10 protein-coding genes are annotated in these 18,719 nt (G+C 41.4%); 9 read left to right on the top strand and 1 reads right to left on the bottom strand.

Annotated elements, in window-relative coordinates:
• The first annotated feature begins 52 nt into the window (after positions 1–52).
• From AACZ87_RS15905 to frr, 3 genes are all read left to right on the top strand, one after another.
• Positions 53–547 (top strand): acetyl-CoA carboxylase biotin carboxyl carrier protein subunit, encoded by a 495-nt coding sequence (locus AACZ87_RS15905; RefSeq protein WP_339868662.1) that lies wholly within the window; start codon positions 53–55, stop codon positions 545–547.
• Between the two features lie 276 nt (positions 548–823).
• The gene (gene pyrH / locus AACZ87_RS15900; RefSeq protein WP_339868660.1) at positions 824–1,534 is read left to right on the top strand and encodes a UMP kinase; all 711 of its coding nucleotides are present in this window, start codon (positions 824–826) and stop codon (positions 1,532–1,534) included.
• A gap of 11 nt (positions 1,535–1,545) precedes the next feature.
• Complete coding sequence (frr, locus tag AACZ87_RS15895; RefSeq protein ID WP_339868659.1) at positions 1,546–2,106, top strand: ribosome recycling factor; 561 nt, start codon at positions 1,546–1,548, stop codon at positions 2,104–2,106.
• A gap of 54 nt (positions 2,107–2,160) precedes the next feature.
• Here frr and AACZ87_RS15890 read toward each other — a convergent pair whose 3' ends face one another.
• On the bottom strand, positions 2,161–4,818 hold the full coding sequence (locus tag AACZ87_RS15890) for a DUF5686 and carboxypeptidase regulatory-like domain-containing protein (protein WP_339868657.1): 2,658 nt from the start codon (positions 4,816–4,818) through the stop codon (positions 2,161–2,163).
• A 520-nt stretch (positions 4,819–5,338) separates the two neighbouring features.
• Here AACZ87_RS15890 and AACZ87_RS15885 point away from each other — a divergent pair.
• The 6 genes from AACZ87_RS15885 (at position 5,339) to AACZ87_RS15860 (ending at position 18,638) form a co-directional block, all read left to right on the top strand.
• Positions 5,339–8,323 (top strand): TonB-dependent receptor, encoded by a 2,985-nt coding sequence (locus AACZ87_RS15885; RefSeq protein ID WP_339868655.1) that lies wholly within the window; start codon positions 5,339–5,341, stop codon positions 8,321–8,323.
• 20 nt (positions 8,324–8,343) lie between these two features.
• Positions 8,344–9,828 carry a RagB/SusD family nutrient uptake outer membrane protein gene (locus AACZ87_RS15880; protein WP_339868654.1) on the top strand — a complete coding sequence of 495 codons (1,485 nt, stop codon included), beginning with the start codon at positions 8,344–8,346 and terminating at the stop codon, positions 9,826–9,828.
• Positions 9,829–10,114: 286 nt separating this feature from the next.
• Positions 10,115–10,612: a hypothetical protein gene (locus AACZ87_RS15875; protein WP_339868652.1), complete on the top strand. Its 498-nt coding sequence runs from the start codon at positions 10,115–10,117 to the stop codon at positions 10,610–10,612.
• Positions 10,609–13,908 carry a VCBS repeat-containing protein gene (locus tag AACZ87_RS15870; protein WP_339868650.1) on the top strand — a complete coding sequence of 1,100 codons (3,300 nt, stop codon included), beginning with the start codon at positions 10,609–10,611 and terminating at the stop codon, positions 13,906–13,908. The genes AACZ87_RS15875 and AACZ87_RS15870 overlap by 4 nt, the downstream gene beginning before the upstream one ends.
• Before the next feature lies 1 nt (position 13,909).
• Complete coding sequence (locus AACZ87_RS15865) at positions 13,910–17,176, top strand: VCBS repeat-containing protein (RefSeq protein WP_339868648.1); 3,267 nt, start codon at positions 13,910–13,912, stop codon at positions 17,174–17,176.
• Between the two features lie 121 nt (positions 17,177–17,297).
• Positions 17,298–18,638 carry a vanadium-dependent haloperoxidase gene (locus AACZ87_RS15860; RefSeq protein ID WP_339868646.1) on the top strand — a complete coding sequence of 447 codons (1,341 nt, stop codon included), beginning with the start codon at positions 17,298–17,300 and terminating at the stop codon, positions 18,636–18,638.
• Positions 18,639–18,719: the final 81 nt, after the last annotated feature.

The raw sequence follows: 18,719 nt of genomic DNA, 5'->3' as shown, positions 1-18,719 counted from the left end.
AAGAAGGATCAGTTTTAGGGGAAATTGTATATTCGGTTTCAAATTAACATGAATGTTTACAGTTACCATCCAAAACAAAAGCTATTCGGTAGAAAAAACCGACGATTCACTTCAAGTAAATAGCAAATCGATCGATTGGGACCTTAAGTGGGTTTCTGATCGAAAAATACACCTGATCCATGAAAACAAGTCTTTAGAAGCTGAGTTAATTTCTATAGATAAGGAAACAAAAACAGTACAACTCAAGCTTGGAAATAAAATCTCCAGTCTCCAAATCAAGGACAGATTTGATCTACTTTTGGAGCAGCTTGGAATGAACGCCAACGCCTCTCAGACTTTGAAAGAGATAAAGGCGCCTATGCCTGGATTGATTCTAGACCTGAAAGTGAAGGCAGGTGATGAGGTAAAAAAAGGAGATGTAGTCTTGATTTTGGAAGCTATGAAAATGGAGAACATCCTTAAATCCCCTGGAGACGGGATTGTGAAGGCAGTAAAAGTTTCTCTCAATCAAAGTGTAGAAAAAAACCAAGTCTTGATTCAATTTTAGCTTTTAAGCCTAGCATAATGAATTGAAGAAATTATATTTGTCGGATTATTTAGTGCAAATCGTGCCCTGCCCGATTCTTTTTCAGTCAATTTTGCTAATGTTTTTTAGCGCCAATCTGAGAATAACGCGCCTCAAATAATCGCAACAGTAGCGATAATCAACCTCTGAAAACAATACCAATCACATGAAATCGAGCCTTCCGAAAGTAGCAATCAGAACTGCTATCAAACAGAATGCGAGATACCATGTGGCCTTTGAAAAGCAAATTATAAGCACATGAAATACAAGAGAATACTGCTCAAACTCAGTGGAGAAGCGCTAATGGGTGATAAGAATTACGGCATCGATCCAGTTAGACTTCAGCAATACACACAGGAGATCAAAAAAGTACACGACATGGGGGTGGAAATTGCGATCGTAATCGGAGGTGGCAATATTTTCAGAGGAGTTCAAGCTGAATCATCCGGAATCGATAGAGTTCAAGGTGACTACATGGGGATGCTAGCGACCTTGATCAATGCTATGGCTCTTCAGAGTGCACTTGAGCAGGGTGGAATGTATACTCGCTTGATGTCTGGTATCAAAATTGAAAGTGTTTGCGAACCATTTATCCGCAGAAGAGCAATCCGCCACCTAGAAAAAGGTCGTATCGTTATTTTCGGAGCGGGTATTGGCAACCCTTATTTCACTACAGATTCTACTGCAAGTTTGAGAGCAATCGAAGTAGAAGCTGACATCGTTTTGAAAGGAACCCGAGTTGACGGCGTCTATACTGCCGATCCGGAAAAAGATTCAACAGCCACAAAATATAAAATCATTTCGTTTCACGAAGTGTATGAAAAGAACCTAAATGTCATGGATATGACAGCCTTCACACTTTGCCAAGAGAACAACCTTCCAATCATCGTGTTCGATATGAACTTGTCTGGAAACCTTAGCAAATTAGTACAAGGCGAAGAAATCGGGACTTTGATCACTTCTCTATAAGTTTTAAAATCATGGAAGAAATCGAATTATACTTAGAAGAAGCAAAAGAATTGATGCAGAAAGCAGTAGCTCATACTTCTGCCGAACTTTTGAAAATCCGTGCAGGCAAGGCAATGCCAAACCTCCTTGACGGAATTACAGTGCAGTACTACGGTGCAAACACGCCTTTGAGTCAAGTATCATCAGTGAACACGCCTGATGCACGTACGCTTTCCATTAAGCCTTTTGAACGTTCCTTAATTTCTGAAATTGAAAAAGCCATCATCAATTCGGATCTCGGACTTGCACCTCAGAACAATGGTGAAGTGATTATCCTGACTATTCCTGCACTTACTGAAGAAAGACGTATTTCGCTGGTGAAGCAAGCTAAGCATGAATGTGAAGGTGGAAAAATCTCACTGAGAACCGTTCGTAAAGACATAAATGACGAACTCAAAAAGCTTCAAAAAGATGGTGCGTCTGAAGATGAAATCAAACGCGCTGAGGAGGTTGTTCAAAAATTAACTGACCAATTTTCTACTAAAATAGATGAACTACTAGCCAAGAAAGAAGTAGACATCATGAAAGTCTAACTCATAAAAAAACCCGGTTTGAAACCGGGTTTTTTTATGCCTAATTTTTCTCAATTAATTGCCAGAGCTAATATTTATAAACGTGGCAACACCAAATCGAACTCCCCCACGTAGAAACTTACTGTCTTCAAATCCTGCCCCCATTTCTACCCGGAAGATTCTAAAGAGATTGTCCAGTGAATATCCTACCTCCCAATAATTTGGAGAGCTGTCTGTCTTCAGGTAATTAAAGAAAATATTCTCCCGGACTCCTGAGAACCTGAGCATGGGCAATTGGGTAAAAATGAATTTTCTAAACTGATAATGTACAATTCCGGAGAAATACTTCGAATTCGTGCTGTACTTGTAATAGTCCATGAAACGATAATTGGATGCAGGCCCAAAGTTTGAAAAAATGGTTCTATTTCCTCCGAAATGCTGGAAATCGGGAAAATAAACCTGATCATTTGACAAAAAAGCTCCCGCAGAAAGGTTGAAGTCCAGCTTGCCACTCACTCCAAATGTGTAGTCATGCTGAATTCCAATTTCTAAATGGTCGAAATCTGCCGCAGTTCCATCGCTACTAATTCCGCCAAAAGCCTTGTTATAAGCAAGCTTGACTAAAGGAGAACGCCCAGTAATCGGATATTTTCTTCCGTTTCTAATTCCGTATTTTATCCCAGGCCTCCATTCTAGCTCCGCATTCAATTTTAAAATATCGTGATCTGCAAATGAGTTTGAATTTGTCTCTACATTCTCAGGCTGATTGGGTGAATATTCCCGCCCTTCCTTATTGTAGAAACTGTAATTATTGGTATCGAACAATTCGGTACGATTGGCATAGGTCATGTTTACACGATAAGTAATCCCTCCATTTACCCGATGCGCCCAGTAAGCTTGCGCAAAATCCTGTTCGTAGAGCTTCATGTAATTCTGCCTGAAAAGCAAGGAATACACCGCATTCACCTGCTCGTTGATCGGCTCTCCTCCATTAAACTGATAGATGAACCTACCGCCTTTCAATCCAAAAGTAGTCCCGGATATAGGCAAGGTACTGGACCATCGGAAGTCTACTTTCCCGTAAAAGCGATTGCTCGAAAATCCATAGCGGAGCTCAGGTTCTATATTGAAGCTTTTGCGCAGTATGCTCACACTATCTGCAGCCTTAGTGACTTTCTCCTTTCGGTAGAAAAGCGCCATTCCCAACTTAAAACCCTCAACCGTATTGAAGGATGTTTTTGTCCAATTTTGCTTAAACCCAATTGAAGTTCCCTTTCCCAAATTGTAAGTCGCTCCATTCATAAAATCCAGAGGTTTGAATTTCCTCCTCGCTTTTTTGGCAATAGAGTCTACATCACTCATCTTGGCCGCTTCTACCGTCGCCACACTATCATCCCGCTGATATCCCTGAATCTCACTTTCGGTCAAAGGAACTGGGCGAATGCTATCCCAATAAGCTTGATTGTATTTTTTCGCCATGGAATCTACCTCATAGTAGCTTTCTTCTATCACCTCTGGTTCCTCCTGCTCTTGCTGGTTTTCTTTCTCGTACTCATTCAGGAGTTTTCGATATTCCTTTCTGGTTTTAGGTTCTTCTGATGCGAGCTGCTCCAGCGCCGACAGAGACTTGTCAAACTTGACCGCCTCATCAGGAACTTCCTGCACTTTCTCATCAATAATCTCTGGGACCAATTCCAAATCAGGGTTTAGCTCGATTTCATACTCGCGGGTAGATGCGAGGTATTTGAAATTACCTTCAAACCCAAAAATCTTCCCCCCAAAATCATACGTATGAGTCAACGGCATCCACACATTTTCAGCTACTGGGGCATATTGCTGCTTTGCCGTAATCTGAAAGCCCAACAAAGATGTCTGTAGATTCAAACTGTGAATTGCCCACAAATCTTCAATTATGTAAATAAAACCTTCAAAGACCTGCTCTCCTCTGGAGCGTGGGGTTACCTTGATTTTACTTACCATCACATTTTGATCAAAAAAGCTTCCTTCGTATTTGAACTTATAATATTGGAAGGCAGATCTGGAAAGTGGAGAGATTATTCCATTAATTTTCTCTTGGTAAAAAGTAGTCTGAATGTAGGGAGCTGGAGAAGTGGATTGATTATCACCATTGGTGCGGATCGAAATCACTTTTTCCTCCACCTTATTTGGCTGAGTAAACGTAATCCTCGACACAGATTCAGAAGTGTAAGCTTCATTAAGCTTTAGTCCTTCTTTTTCTATAGTCTTACGAAGGAAAAACGGCGCATCTGTCAGCTTTCCAGTTCCCTTGAGATAGACAGTCATACTGTATTTCTGGATTTGAAGCCGGTGATATTTTGCCTTTGCGATTGCTTTTCGCATAATAGTCAGCGCCGGATCTTCCGCGCCAGCCCTTACTTCCACTTCTGCCAAGGTATATTCTTGTGGCTCCAGTACAAAGTCTTTGACTGTCCATTCGTCAGTGACGATGATGGTCTCGAGTTGGGACTTGTAACCTAGATACTGAATTAACACATCGTAAATGCCTTTCGGAAGTTTATACTCAAAGCTCCCTTCCTCATTGGTAGGAACTCCGTCGCCCAGGTTCCGAATATATACTGAAGCAAATGCTAAAGGTTCACCCTCAGTGGTCGTCACCCTACCACGGATTCCCTGTGCATTGGATTGATTAGTATAAAAAAATGAAAGGAAGGAAAAGCTTAGGACAAGAATTAAGTGTACTTGTTTTTTCATAAAAGTTGGTTTGACAATCAAGATAGTCACCTTTTCAAAAACGGCCTTTCTAGCGCTCATGTTTTAAGATGATTTAGGGATTTTTTTATTTCCTACAAAAGTCTCAAATCACATTACCTACTAAGCGAAACTATTCTAATTAGGGCTAACTATTCAAGTATTTGACTAAAAAACTTCCACTCAATTTTTCTTATTTCTTACAGCTTTTTAAAAAATTTTAAGAAAGTCTTTTATCGAAAAAATTTCTACAGCACCTAGAAAGATTTTTTTTTGAATTTTTTAAAAAAAATACCATTCCATGACTTTTCGAAAATGGAAAACGATTTCCATTACCAATATTTCAACAAAACCTTGAATATATTAATCAATCACTTGTTAAAACAATATTCTGTTAAATCGTGTTTTCCGAATGCCGAATGGCACAAATGTTAATAATTGCAAAATTAAAATTTATGCACCACTTTCGATTCGAGATGTAATGAACTAATTAAATCTCGCAGATACCAAACAATCAAACCCTATGAGAAACTATTTACTTAAACAAAAGGCGTTTCTACTTGCCTTAGCGCTCATCTTCTGCGCTACTCTTGTAGCCAACGGTCAAGGGAGAACTGTGACAGGAACAGTCATGGATCCTACGATTGGAGAATCAGTTCCTGGAGCTACAGTACTTATTAAAGGTACTACCCGGGGAACTGCAACTGACTTAGATGGTAAGTTTTCACTTGACCTACAGCCAGGCGATCAGATACTTGTTATTTCATTTGTTGGATATTTAGTCCAGGAAGTAGAAATCGGTAACCAAACTAACATTACTATCAACCTGGAAGAAGACATCCAAAGCCTTGAAGAAGCGGTAGTAATCGGATATGGCTCACAAGATAAAAAAGAGATCACCTCTGCGGTGGTAGCTGTGAAGCCTGAAGACTTCAACAAGGGTAATGTATCGAACCCAGCTCAATTACTTCAAGGTAAGGTAGCCGGATTATCGATCACAAGACCAGGTGGCAACCCTAACTCAGGCTTCAATGTAAGACTTAGAGGTCTTTCCACTTTCGGAGCAAACTCTTCTCCCCTAATTGTTTTGGATGGAGTGATCGGTGCCTCATTGGATAATGTCGATCCTAACGACATTCAATCCATCGATGTATTGAAAGATGGTTCTGCAGCTGCTATTTATGGAGCAAGAGGGTCATCAGGTGTAATTTTGGTTACTACTACCAAACAAAACCCAAAAGATGGAAGGGCTAGTGTCTCTATTAATTCCTTTGGCACAATGGATCAAGCTACTAATCTGATCCCAGTGCTATCTGCTGAAGAATTTGTAGCAAGAGGAGGTACAGATTTCGGAAGCAAAACGGACTGGAGAGATGAATTAATTGATGATTCGTTCTCTTATACAACTAACGCAAGTTTATCCGGTGGATTTAATAACACCAACTACATGGCAGCAGTAAACTACCGTGACAATCAAGGGATCGTAAATGGCGTTTCAAATAAGAGACTGAATACAAGGCTGAATCTTTCTCAAGGAGCACTTGATAATAGACTTAGATTTAATGTCAACCTCTCTTTTACGAATGTGGACAGAGAATCTATCAATGATGCAGCATTTAGATATGCTACACTATATAATCCTACTGCTCCTATTTTTGAAGATACACAAGATGCTAATGAGCGTTTTGGCGGCTACTTCCAGCGAGATCTTTTCGATTTTTATAATCCTGTGGCTTTAGCAAATCAGCAGAAATTTGTGAGTGAGACGAAATCAGCCCTGACTTCCTATAGAGCTGAATTCGATATTATTAACAATCTGACTATTTCCGCGCAATATTCTCAGGATAGAAGCAACACACTTTCAGGAGATTTCTGGTCTAGACTTGACTACAACGTAGGTCTAGGAACTGGCGGTTCGGCCCAGAGAAGAACTAATGACCGAGTGCAAAAGATTTTTGAGACTACGCTTCGTTATGAGCTTGATCTGAGTGATGGTTTGAATATGACTCTATTGGCTGGTGCAGCTACACAATCCACCAAAAATCAAGGTTTCAATGCTAGAGTAAAACAATACTTATTTGACTTAGGCTGGGACAACTTAGGCGCAGGTTCTATTAGACTTGGTAATAGCACAGAAATCGCTTCTTATGCCAATGAAGATCAGCTTAACTCTTTATTCGGAAGAGCTAACTTCAACTTGAACAATCAATTCTTCCTGTCTGCTTCAGTTCGTGCAGAGACTTACTCAGGCTTTGGAGCAAACAACCAAACGGGTGTGTTCCCCGCTGTAAGTTTAGGTTCGGATTTCACTCAGATCTTTAACATGGGGCTATTTAGCCAGTTCAAACCAAGAGCTTCATTTGGAATCACTGGGAACCTTCCTCCATCTCCTACTTTGGCGTTAGGTGTATATGGCAACGGAAACAGAGTGGATCTTGATGGAGATCCCCTTACTACGACTGACGTATACGTAGGTATCGTACAAAATTCAAATCCAAACAAGGATTTAAAGTGGGAGACCAAACAAGAAATCAACCTTGGTTTGGACTTCGGACTATTCAATAACAAGCTTACCGGTAGCATGGATTACTACATCAGAAACATTTCTGATCTCCTATTCAACGTACCTGTTGCAACGGGAGCACCTAACCCATTTGATCCAGGAAGATTCAATACTGCTTCATCAACTTGGGTAAACCTTGCTGATTTGAGAGCAGCAGGATTCGAGTTTGCACTAAGCGCACATGACATTCAGTTGGGACCTATCAAATGGCATCCAAGCGGAAACTTTACCATTTATGACAAAACAACGATAGAGAGTTTGTCAGCAGGTGACTTAGGATTTGATGAGTTAAGGTTTGCGACTCCAGGATCTCCAGGTCAAAATAACAACCCAATTATTTATAACAGAGTAGGACAAACACTGGGTGATTTCTATGGTCCTGTATTGGAAGGCCTGACAGAGGATGGTCAATACATTCTTTCTACCACCGATCCAGATGAATTCCAGAAGTTGGGTAATGGTCTTCCAAAAGGAGAATTTGGCTTTGCCAACAACTTTGTATGGGGTGGCTTGAATTTAAGCTTCTTCTTTAGAGGAGCTTGGGGACATGATCTTTACAACTCGTACAGAGGCTTCTACGAAAACCAAGATGCATCTTCTAACACATGGAATTCCGTAATAACTGACAAAACCCCTGTAGTGACTTCAACTCCTACTTTCAACAGTTCTTACATTGAGAATGCATCTTTCATTCGCTTGGACAACATGGAGTTGGGATACAATTTCAAAACTCCAGCGAAAAACCTAAGTTCGTTCAGAGTATATTTTGCTGCGCAAAATCTATTCACAATCACCGATTACACTGGAGTAGATCCTGAAGTGAGAATTACTGATTCAGAAAATGGTAACGGTTTCACTACCTCATTATCTCCTGGTCTTGAGCGTAGAAACACCTACTTCCAAACGAGATCATTCACATTAGGTCTTTCTCTAAATTTTAAATAACAAAATCTAACTACAGAGATATGTTAAAATATATAAGTAAAATCTGTCTTTTGGTTCCAGCTTTATTTCTGCTGGGATCATGCTGGGAGCTAGATCAAGAGGTTCTTGATGGGGTGACACCTGATGATGTTGCAAATAGCGACAATCCTATTTTGATTGATGTATTGAAAGCCTCTGCTTATTCCAGAATCGTCGGAAGCTGGGGTGGCCACAATAGTATCTGGTCGATCAACGAAGTAGCCTCTGATGAGATGGCTATACCGCAGAAAGGTCCGGATTGGGAAGATGGTGGCATCTGGCTAAGAGTACACCGCCATACTTGGGGTGCTTCCGAAGACGCATTCAACAACTCTTGGAACTATTGCTTTACGGCAGTTGGTGAAATCAACAACTTGATTATTTCTTTTCCGGATGTTGAGTTACTAGTAGCCGAATTAAAAGTGCTGCGTGCTCTACCTTACCTATGGCTAATCGATTCTTTTGGCAATGTGCCAATCATTACCGAAGAATCCACTGGAGGAAATCCTACGAATAATTCTCGTCAAGAAGTGTTTGACTTCATCGAGCGATCAATTTTGGAAAACATAGATCTTCTACCTAAAGAAGACACCAGAACCACGTTGAATTACTATTCGGCGCATGCAATGCTGGTGAAACTTTACCTAAATGCAGAAGTATACACTGGTACTGCAAGATGGGCAGATGCAGAAGCTTCAGCTAACGAAGTGATCTCTGGGCCTTATTCATTGAGCTCAAACTTCTTCTCCAACTTCGCGACAAGAAACGGAGGATCTACTGAGAACATCTTGACACTTCCGTACGATGAGAACAATGCTCCAGGATTTAACCTTGCTATGATGACCTTGCACTACTTGAATCAAAACACATTTGATCTTAGTGCTCAGCCATGGAATGGATATGCTTCCCTAGAAGAATTTTACAATAATTTCGACGAAGGAGATGTGAGAAAGCAGAGCTTCCTGGCTGGCCCACAATTCTCCTCTGATGGAACTAGATTGGAAGATCTATCGGCAGAAGCAAGTGATCCTGACGGTCAACCATTGACCTTCACCCCTAATATTAACATGCTCGCTCCTAATGCGCTTAGACAAGCCGGAGTAAGAGTTGGAAAGTTTGAGTTCTCCTCAGGTGCTGGTCAAGAATTAAGCAATGACTATCCATTGTTCAGATTGGGCGAGATCATTTTGGCAAAATCAGAAGCAGCTTTCAGACAAGGGAAAATTGCTGAAGCGCAAGATGCATTGGATCAAGTAAGAGGAAGAGCTGGTCTACCAGTGGTTCCAGTGTCCTTGGATGCGATTTATGATGAAAGAGGATTTGAAATGTTCGCAGAAGCTAGTCGTAGAACTGACATGATTAGATTTGGCAAATTCAGTCAGCCTTGGTGGGAAAAAGGAGTTTCTGAAGACTTCAGAAAGCTATTCCCAATTCCACTTCAGCAGATCAACGCAAATCCTAACTTGGTTCAAAACCCAGGCTATTAAAAGAAGCTAGTTGTAAGAATTAAAAGGAAGTACATCTAGTGTACTTCCTTTTTCACTTAATGGGACGTGGTACTTCTGGTAAGAATTCAGAATGAATGGCCATAAAACTTTCGATTCTCTTAACATCGGCTATCTTAACATCTTAATCGTTAGACACCCCTAATCCCCATAGTCAAACGAAGTATTACGCGTAATGAAGACCCTGCATAACCAATTACAATTCCCCTTACTAGTACTAGTATTTGTAAGCCTCAGCCTCTTTTCATGCCAATCTGAATATCAAAAAATGGAGGAAAAAGAATTGGCTTCCGGTAAAATCCAAAATGACCTCTTTTTAGGATTAGAACTCGGGATGGATAAAAAGATTTTTTATGAAAAGTGCTGGGAAATGAATAAACAAGGTATTTTGCTAAACGGCCCAACAGAACTTTCTATCGAATATCAAGTAAAATTACCATCCGCCTTGCCTTCAAAAATGCGCTTTTACCCTAAATTCAATCAGGACAAAATATACCAGATGCCAGTGGACTATACTTATGAAGGATGGGCACCATGGAACGAGGAACTTTCGGTTGAGAAACTGAGAACTGATGTATTAGCACTCTATGAGAAATGGTACGGTCCGGGCTTTATAGAAGTGAAAAGTGAAGACGGAAATCAAGTGGCATTTGTTAAAGTGGATGGTAATCGTAGAACTAGAATATTTAAGAAAAATCTGTCAACAGTACGAGTCGAGATCATGGATCTGAATATTCAACATGAGCTAGAAAAAGATCCCGCATGAGAAAGTCAGTCATCATATTAGCTGCATTTGCATCGCTTCTTGCCTGTAAGCCCAAAGTGGAGCAAACGAAGACGCTCTTTGAATCCATTCCTACTTCTGAGTCAGGGGTTGACTTTGCAAACGAACTTTCTTTCGATGAAGAGTTCAATATTTTCACGTACAGGAATTACTACAATGGCGGTGGGGTAGCTCTCGGGGATATAAATAATGACGGGCTTCTTGATATTTACTTTACAGCCAACCTAGGTCCAAACAAACTTTACCTGAACAAAGGCAACTTCAAATTCGAGGATGTGACCGAAGCATCTGGAACAGCAGGAACCCGTGCCTGGAGTACAGGAGTCGCTATGGCAGACGTGAATGGGGATGGTTTTTTGGATATTTACGTTTGTAATTCAGGTGATATCGCAGGTGACAATAAACAAAATGAGCTGTTCATAAATCAGGGAAACGGCACCTTTTCTGAGCAAGCAGAAGCTTATGGATTAGCGGACAAAGGGTTTTCGACTCACGCTGTATTTTTCGACTATGACAAGGATGGTGACTTAGACACTTACCTACTGAACAATAGCTACCAAGCAATCGGCAGTTTCAATAAAATGCAAAATGAACGCCCTAAACGCGATTCTGTAGGAGGAGATAAACTCTTCAGAAACGACAATGGTAAATTCGTCGACGTCAGCGAGGAGGCCGGAATCTATGGATCCATCATCGGTTTTGGCTTGGGAATCACGATTGGAGATGTGAATCAGGATTCTTGGCCGGATATTTTTATTTCCAACGACTTCTTCGAAAAAGACTACCTGTATATCAATAACCAAGATGGAACGTTCACCGAATCGCTTGAAAAATCCATGCGCTCAATCTCTGCCGCTTCGATGGGTGCAGATATCGCTGATATCAATGGAGATGGGTTGCTGGATATATTCGTGACCGATATGCTACCAGAGCCTCAAGTGAGATTGAAGCAGGTGACCACTTTTGAGAACTGGGATAAATTCACCTTCAACAAAACGCATGGGTATCATTATCAGTATTCCAGAAATATGCTTCACATCAATAATGGTGATGGCACTTTCAGCGAAATGGGAAGAATGGCTAATTTGGAAGCTACAGACTGGAGCTGGGGTGCATTGATCTTCGACATGGACAATGATGGTAAGCGTGACCTATTTGTAGCCAATGGCATATACCAAGATGTTACTGATCTGGATTACCTGAATTTCATCGATAATGAAGAGACCAAACTCAAGATCATCTCCCAAGAAGGCGTAGACTACAAAGCATTGATCGATCCTATCCCGATCAATCCAATTCCAAATTATGCTTTCCGAAATCTTGGGGAATTAGAGTTTGAAGATGTCTCCACTGCTTGGGGTTTTGGTGAGGCTATCCATTCCAATGGCGCGGCATACGGAGATCTGGATAATGACGGTACGCTTGATTTGGTCTTGAACAACGTGAATAAACCTGCTTCGATCTTCAGGAATTTATCAAAGGAATTTTATCCGGATTATCACTCCCTACAAATAAAGCTAGTAGGAAAAGACAAAAATACCGATGCTATAGGAGCTCAGATTAAAGTCTTGGCAGGGAACCAAACCTTCTTTGCCGAGCAAATGCCAAATCGTGGGTTTGAGTCTTCTGTTGATCCAAAAATCACAATTGGACTCGGTAAAATAAATTCTATAGACCTGCTTAAAGTCCTTTGGCCAGATGGGACTTTTACTCACTTAGAGAACATCCCTGCGGACACCTTACTTACACTGAATTGGGCGGATGCCAACCCAATTCTTGAAAATGAAAGTTTCTTTGACAAAAAAGAACCTACATTTTTCCACCAGGAAGAAGTCTCAAATTTGAGCTTTACCCATGTGGAAAACCCAATGGTAGATTTTGATAGAGATAGGCTCACTGTTCACATGTATTCGACAGAAGGCCCAGCTTTCGCAAAGGCGGACGTGAATGGAGATGGAATCGAAGATCTCTATTTTGGCGGAGCCAAAGGTTTCCCTGGTCAGCTCTATTTAGGATCTACCTCTGGTCAATTCAATAAGTCAACACAAAATGCTTTTGAAAATGACGCCATTTCGGAAGATGTAGACGCAAAATTCTTTGACGCGAATGCAGATGGGAGCTTGGATTTAATGGTTGTTTCAGGCGGAAATGAATCTGGACTTGGAACGCCGGAACTTACTGACAGATTATACCTGAACGACGGAAAAGGCAATTTTACCAAAAGCACTCAGACAGGATTCAACTCCAAACGAGGAAGTAGTTCTGTAGTCGAAGTGCTTGATATTAATAAGGACGGGTCTCCGGATCTGTTTATTGGAGGTCGACTTGTGCCTTTTGTTTATGGTGCTCCCGCGAGTAGCAGCATTTGGATCAACGATGGCAAAGGCAACTTCACTGATCAGACCGCTACATTGGCTCCAGAGCTGAACGAAATTGGAATGATCACCGATGCCAAAGTTTTGGATTGGGACAATGACGGAGTCGAAGATTTGGTGCTTGTTGGAGAATGGTTGGCGCCACTATTCATGAGAAACACTGGAGGCAAGTTCCAGAAAATTGAAATGCCGGAACTTCAAAATCTAAAAGGTTGGTACAGAACGGTGGAAGTTGCAGACCTAGATGGAAATGGTTTACCAGATTTGCTATTAGGAAACAACGGTTTGAATTCCAGATTCAAAGTCTCAGAAAGCACTCCTGTGAAAATGTACTTGAATGACTTCGATCAAAATGGATCAGTGGAGCATATTTTCATACGCGAAGAAGGCGGTGTGCAGGTTCCTTACACGCTGAAGCATGAGTTGGAAAAACAAATACCATCGATCAGGAAGAAGTATATGCGTTACAGCAACTACAATAATCAATCGCTTTCGGATATTTTCCCAAAAGACGTATTGGACAAATCTATCATCAGCGAACTCAACAATCTGTCCTCAGGTGTGCTAATGAATGAAGGGAATGGAAAATTCACCTGGAAACCCTTCCCAAGAATGGCTCAGCGTTCTTACGTTTTTGCAATCCATGTAACAGACCTGAATCAAGACGGTATTCAAGATTTGATCCTAGGCGGGAATCTGTTCAATGCAAAACCTGAAGTCGGAAAATACGATGCGAGCTATGGTGATGTATTGCTTGGAAAAGGCGACGGAACTTTCGACTATTGGCCAAATTCTAAAAACGGACTTCAGCTAGAAGGTGATATCAGAGCATTTGCAGACTTGGGAGAGGGAAAACTCTTGGTCGTAAAGAATAGCGCACAAGCGGAGATTTGGAAGTATTGAAATGAAGAATTTTTCTTTACCCTTTCTAATTGCAATTAGTCTACTTTTTTCCTGCAAGGAAAAAGCAAAAGAGGATACACTTTTTGAATTGATGCCAAAAGAAAAGACTGGAATCTCCTTTGAAAACACGCTGATCTCTTCAGATTCCCTGAATATTCTTGAATACCTCTATTTCTACAATGGCGGCGGAGTAGCTGCTGGAGATATTAATAACGACGGCTTGGTAGACTTGTATTTTTCAGGAAATCAAGTTTCAAACCGTCTCTACCTTAACAAAGGTGATTTTCAGTTTGAAGATATTACCGAATCTTCAGGAGTAGATGGTGATGGTGGCTGGTCCACTGGAGTTACTATGGCAGATGTAAACGGGGATGGACTGCTGGATATCTACGTAGCCCAAGTCGGTGATTACAAAGGATTATCCGGAAAAAACCTGCTTTATATAAATCAGGGCGACACAAAATTTGTAGAGTCAGCTGAAGAATATGGGATAGATTTTAAAGGTTTTAGTACTCAGGCAGCCTTCTTTGATTACGATCGAGATGGGGATTTGGACATGTATTTATTAAATCACTCGGTCAAATCTCCTGAAGTTTTTGCGCAAGCTGAGCAAAGAAACTTAGCCGATGAAGGGGGGGATAAACTCTACAAAAACCTAGCTTCAGAAGGCAGGATAGGTTTTGAAGAAGTCACCGAAGTCTCTGGAATTTATTCCAGCGTCTTAGGATTCGGTCTTGGTGTCGGAATAGAAGACTTCAACGTCGATGGCTGGCCGGATATTTATGTTTCCAATGACTTCACCGAAAACGATTACCTCTACCTGAATCAGCAGGATGGGACTTTTGTAGAATCCCTGCAAAAACTAATCTCTAATACCAGTCGCTACAGCATGGGAAATGATGTGGCGGACCTGAATGGAGATGGATTTCCTGAGATTTTCACCACCGACATGCTTCCGCTAGATCCAGAAATATGGATGAAATCAGTTGGAGAAGACAAGCCTGAAGTATATCAGATCAAGAAGCAATTTGGCTATGCTGATCAATACGTCAGAAACCACCTTCAGCTCAACCAGAACGGAAATGGATTCAGTGAAATCGCTCTTTTTTCAGGAATTTATGCATCTGATTGGAGTTGGTCGCCACTGATTTTTGATATGGACAATGATGGACTGCCGGATATTCATATCACTAATGGCATAGAAAAACGACCTAACGATCTTGACTTCATTCAGTATAGTCTTCAGGCTGAACCAATCTTAACCTTGACTGAGCTGCGCCAAAAGCAAATCGAAATGCTACCTACCGTCAAGCTTCCCAACTTAAGTTATCAAAATAATGGTGGGTTGATATTCTCAGATCAAGCTGCAATTTGGGGTTTGGATCAGCCGAGTTATTCCAATGGCAGCACCTATGCAGACTTGGATAATGACGGAGATTTGGACCTGGTTACCAATAACCTGAATCAGCCTGCATTTATCTATCAAAATCACACCGAAAAATCCGGGAATTCATTTTTGAGAATTAATCTTAAAGCTGAAGGAAAAAACCCGTTTGGGATGGGTGCTAAAGTAGGGATCTACTACGAAGGACAAGCCTTATTCCAGTATTACTCTGGAAGCAGAGGATTTATGTCTGGAACATCATCTACATTGGTTTTTGGGCTGGGAAAAACTCAGGAAATAGATTCCATCTCTGTCAGCTGGCCTAATGGAGCAAGGGAGATCTTTTCAAGCCAATCAATCAACCAAACTTATTCGCTTACCCAAGGTAAAGGAAAGCCACTCCTCAGGCTAGAAAAAGACACTCAAGACTCTTTTAAATCCCCTGAAATCTCATGGGAGCATGTGGAGAAAAACACGGTAGATGAAACAAAACGGGAGTATTTGATCCCGAAAAGCTTTGCGAGTATGGGACCAGCCTTAGCAATAGGCGATGTAAATAACGATGGACTGGACGACTTCTATGTCGGGGGAGCACAGGAACAATCAGGAGCGTTATTTATCCAACTTCCGAATGGGGAGTTTGAAGAAAAAAAACAGCAAATATTCGAGCAACTAGCCAGAGCAGAAGATGTAGTGGCAGAATTTGCTGATCTGAACGGAGATGGAAATCTGGACCTCTACGTGGGAAGCGGTGGAAATGCCCATCCTAGTGGAGCACTTTTCAACTTTGATCGTATTTTTTTCGGAAATGGAAAGGGTGATTTTCTTTTTAACCCAATGGCATTACCCAAAGTCGGTGAAAACACCTCCACGATAGCAATTCACGATATAGACGCAGACGGTGATCTAGATCTATTTGTAGGTAGCTCAGTGGAAGCTGGCGATTATGGGGTGAGTCCTTCGAGCGTATTGCTCATCAATCAAGGCAATGGGACTTTTCAAGATAAGACTGCAGCTTGGTTTGGAGAGGGAAAAGAGTTAGGAATGATCAATTCTGCACGCTGGACTGATCTGACTGGGGATGGAAAGCGTGAACTAGTGTTTACGGGTGATTGGCAAGGAATCCGGGTTTTCAGGAATATCAACGGAAAATCCCTCCAAGAAATTTCTATCAACGGGCTGGAGCATTCTTCCGGATGGATTCAAGACCTAGCAATTACCGATATAAATGGAGATGGCAAACTTGATATTTTAACAGGAAATCTAGGGTTGAACTCAAAACTAAAAGCAAGCGTAGACCAACCACTATGGCTCTATCATTCGGATTTTGACGAGAATGGTCAGGCAGACCCAGTCATTTTTCATTCTATGGAGAATCGTCTGGTTCCTTTTGCTTCCAGAGATGAACTAATCAAACAAATTCCTGGGCTTAAGAAAAAGCATACCTCTTATCAGAGCTATTCACAGATTACTGGCCCATCAGATTTATTCTCAGAAGAAGCCTTGGAAAAGGCCTCAAAGTATGCAGTTTACGAATTTCGCTCCGGCGCTTATTTGCAGCAAAAAGATGGTAGTTTCCTATTTGACCCATTTCCTGATACCGCCCAGCTATCCCCTACCTTCACTATTAGCTGGGATGAATCTGAATCATCAGCTTTACTTGGCGGGAATTTCTCTGGATATCGCGTAGATCTGGGTAGTAATTCAGCGGCAGCGTTTCAGTCTTTTCACTGGACAGAAAAGGGCTGGGAGAGAAAGACATTTACCAATACAATCCCTTCGAAATCACAACTCAGAATCATTCGTCAAATCAAGGTAAACGGAATTGAATTTGGACTTGCAGCAAGTAACTCAGGGCCCATTTACTTGATCAAACTTGATTGAAATCTTTTGATACTTCCTTTATTTCCAATAGCTTTGAAAGCCAAACAAGTTCAACTGAAGTCCGCTTTGACAAAGCTCTACCTCGATTTCAGACTAACACAGACTTAAAAAAATCCAAAATATGCGTATCCTAAAACTCATGCTAATTTCAGGAATACTCCTGACTGTAGCCTCTTGCGCAAAACAAGTTGATTATACCGATGCCATCACAGATGGGCAATACATTAGTGAAGCCCAGAATAGAATTACCGAAGTGATCATCCATGATATTTTCTCTCCGCCAGTTGCCGCGAGAATCTATACCTATGCCTCGCTTGCTGCCTATGAAGTCGCTGCATCGGTGGATCCAAATTACGAATCTCTTTTAGGTCAACTTAACGGATCTGAGAAGATCACCTTTACTCCATCTGAAAAAGTATATCCTCCTTTGGCATCGCTTGCTGCATACTATTATGTAGGTACAGGGTTGATTTTCTCAGAAGACATGATGAATGAGCACCGGGATGCGACCTTTGCTACCTTGAAAGAAAAAGGCATTCCTGAAGATGTATTTGAGGCTTCTCTAGCCTACGGCAAAGAAGTGGGTGACGTGATCAAGGCATATTCCTCTAAGGACAATTACCATCAAAGTCGCTCTTTCCCGAAATTCACCGTGACGGGTGAAGAAGGAACTTGGCAACCAACTCCTCCCGCTTATATGGAGGCGATTGAACCACATTGGAGTAAGATCAGAACTTTCGTTCTAGATTCAGCTTCCCAGTTTAGACCACTGCCACCACCTCCATTTTCTACGGAACCAGGAAGTGAGTTTTACAAAGTCGCCAAAGAAGTCTACGACATGGATCGGGCTGCAACTCAGGAACAAAAAGACATCGCATTATTTTGGGATTGTAATCCTTACAAAATGAATGTGAAAGGTCACGTGATGTTTGCTGAGAAAAAAATCACACCAGGAGGACACTGGATGAGCATTGCAGCGATAGCATCTAAAGCCGCAGGAAAAGACTGGAAAGGCATCACAGAAGTTTTCGCCATGACAGGTATTTCTTTGAATGAAGCATTCATTTCCTGCTGGGATGAAAAATACCGAAGCAATCTCATCAGACCTGAAACCTATATCAATCAGCACATCGATGAGCAATGGGTACCACTTCTACAAACACCTCCTTTCCCAGAGCATACCAGTGGACATAGTGTAGCCTCTGCAGCTTCTGCCTACACATTGGCACATATCTTTGGAGACGAGTTCCATCTAGTAGATAGCTCGGAAGTGGCTTATGGCCTTCCAGTCCGAGAATACAACTCATTTTCTCAAGCTGCGGAAGAAGCAGCGCTGAGCAGATTTTATGGAGGCATACATTACCGACCCGCGATAGAATATGGAATCACCGAAGGTCGTGATTTAGCTGCTTTCATCTGGAAAAAGGTTGACACAAAACCCAAAAATGTAGCAAGTAACTAACACCAAAAGCATCCGCCTCAACGGATGCTTTTTTGTTACCAAATTATGAAATATGACCATTGAATGAACTCATCAGGACTC

The sequence above is a fragment of the uncultured Algoriphagus sp. genome (genome assembly GCF_963974365.1).
GTDB lineage: Bacteria > Bacteroidota > Bacteroidia > Cytophagales > Cyclobacteriaceae > Algoriphagus.
This window is presented reverse-complemented; position numbering and strand designations above follow the sequence as displayed.

Bases quoted from the DNA above. Each gene is read 5' to 3' on its own strand.
- AACZ87_RS15890 (WP_339868657.1), bottom strand. From the start codon at position 4,818: ATGAAAAAACAAGTACACTTAATTCTTGTCCTAAGCTTTTCCTTCCTT.
- AACZ87_RS15880 (WP_339868654.1), top strand. From the start codon at position 8,344: ATGTTAAAATATATAAGTAAAATCTGTCTTTTGGTTCCAGCTTTATTT.
- frr (WP_339868659.1), top strand. From the start codon at position 1,546: ATGGAAGAAATCGAATTATACTTAGAAGAAGCAAAAGAATTGATGCAG.
- AACZ87_RS15875 (WP_339868652.1), top strand. From the start codon at position 10,115: ATGGAGGAAAAAGAATTGGCTTCCGGTAAAATCCAAAATGACCTCTTT.
- AACZ87_RS15905 (WP_339868662.1), top strand. From the start codon at position 53: ATGTTTACAGTTACCATCCAAAACAAAAGCTATTCGGTAGAAAAAACC.
- AACZ87_RS15860 (WP_339868646.1), top strand. From the start codon at position 17,298: ATGCGTATCCTAAAACTCATGCTAATTTCAGGAATACTCCTGACTGTA.
- AACZ87_RS15865 (WP_339868648.1), top strand. From the start codon at position 13,910: ATGAAGAATTTTTCTTTACCCTTTCTAATTGCAATTAGTCTACTTTTT.
- AACZ87_RS15885 (WP_339868655.1), top strand. From the start codon at position 5,339: ATGAGAAACTATTTACTTAAACAAAAGGCGTTTCTACTTGCCTTAGCG.
- AACZ87_RS15870 (WP_339868650.1), top strand. From the start codon at position 10,609: ATGAGAAAGTCAGTCATCATATTAGCTGCATTTGCATCGCTTCTTGCC.
- pyrH (WP_339868660.1), top strand. From the start codon at position 824: ATGAAATACAAGAGAATACTGCTCAAACTCAGTGGAGAAGCGCTAATG.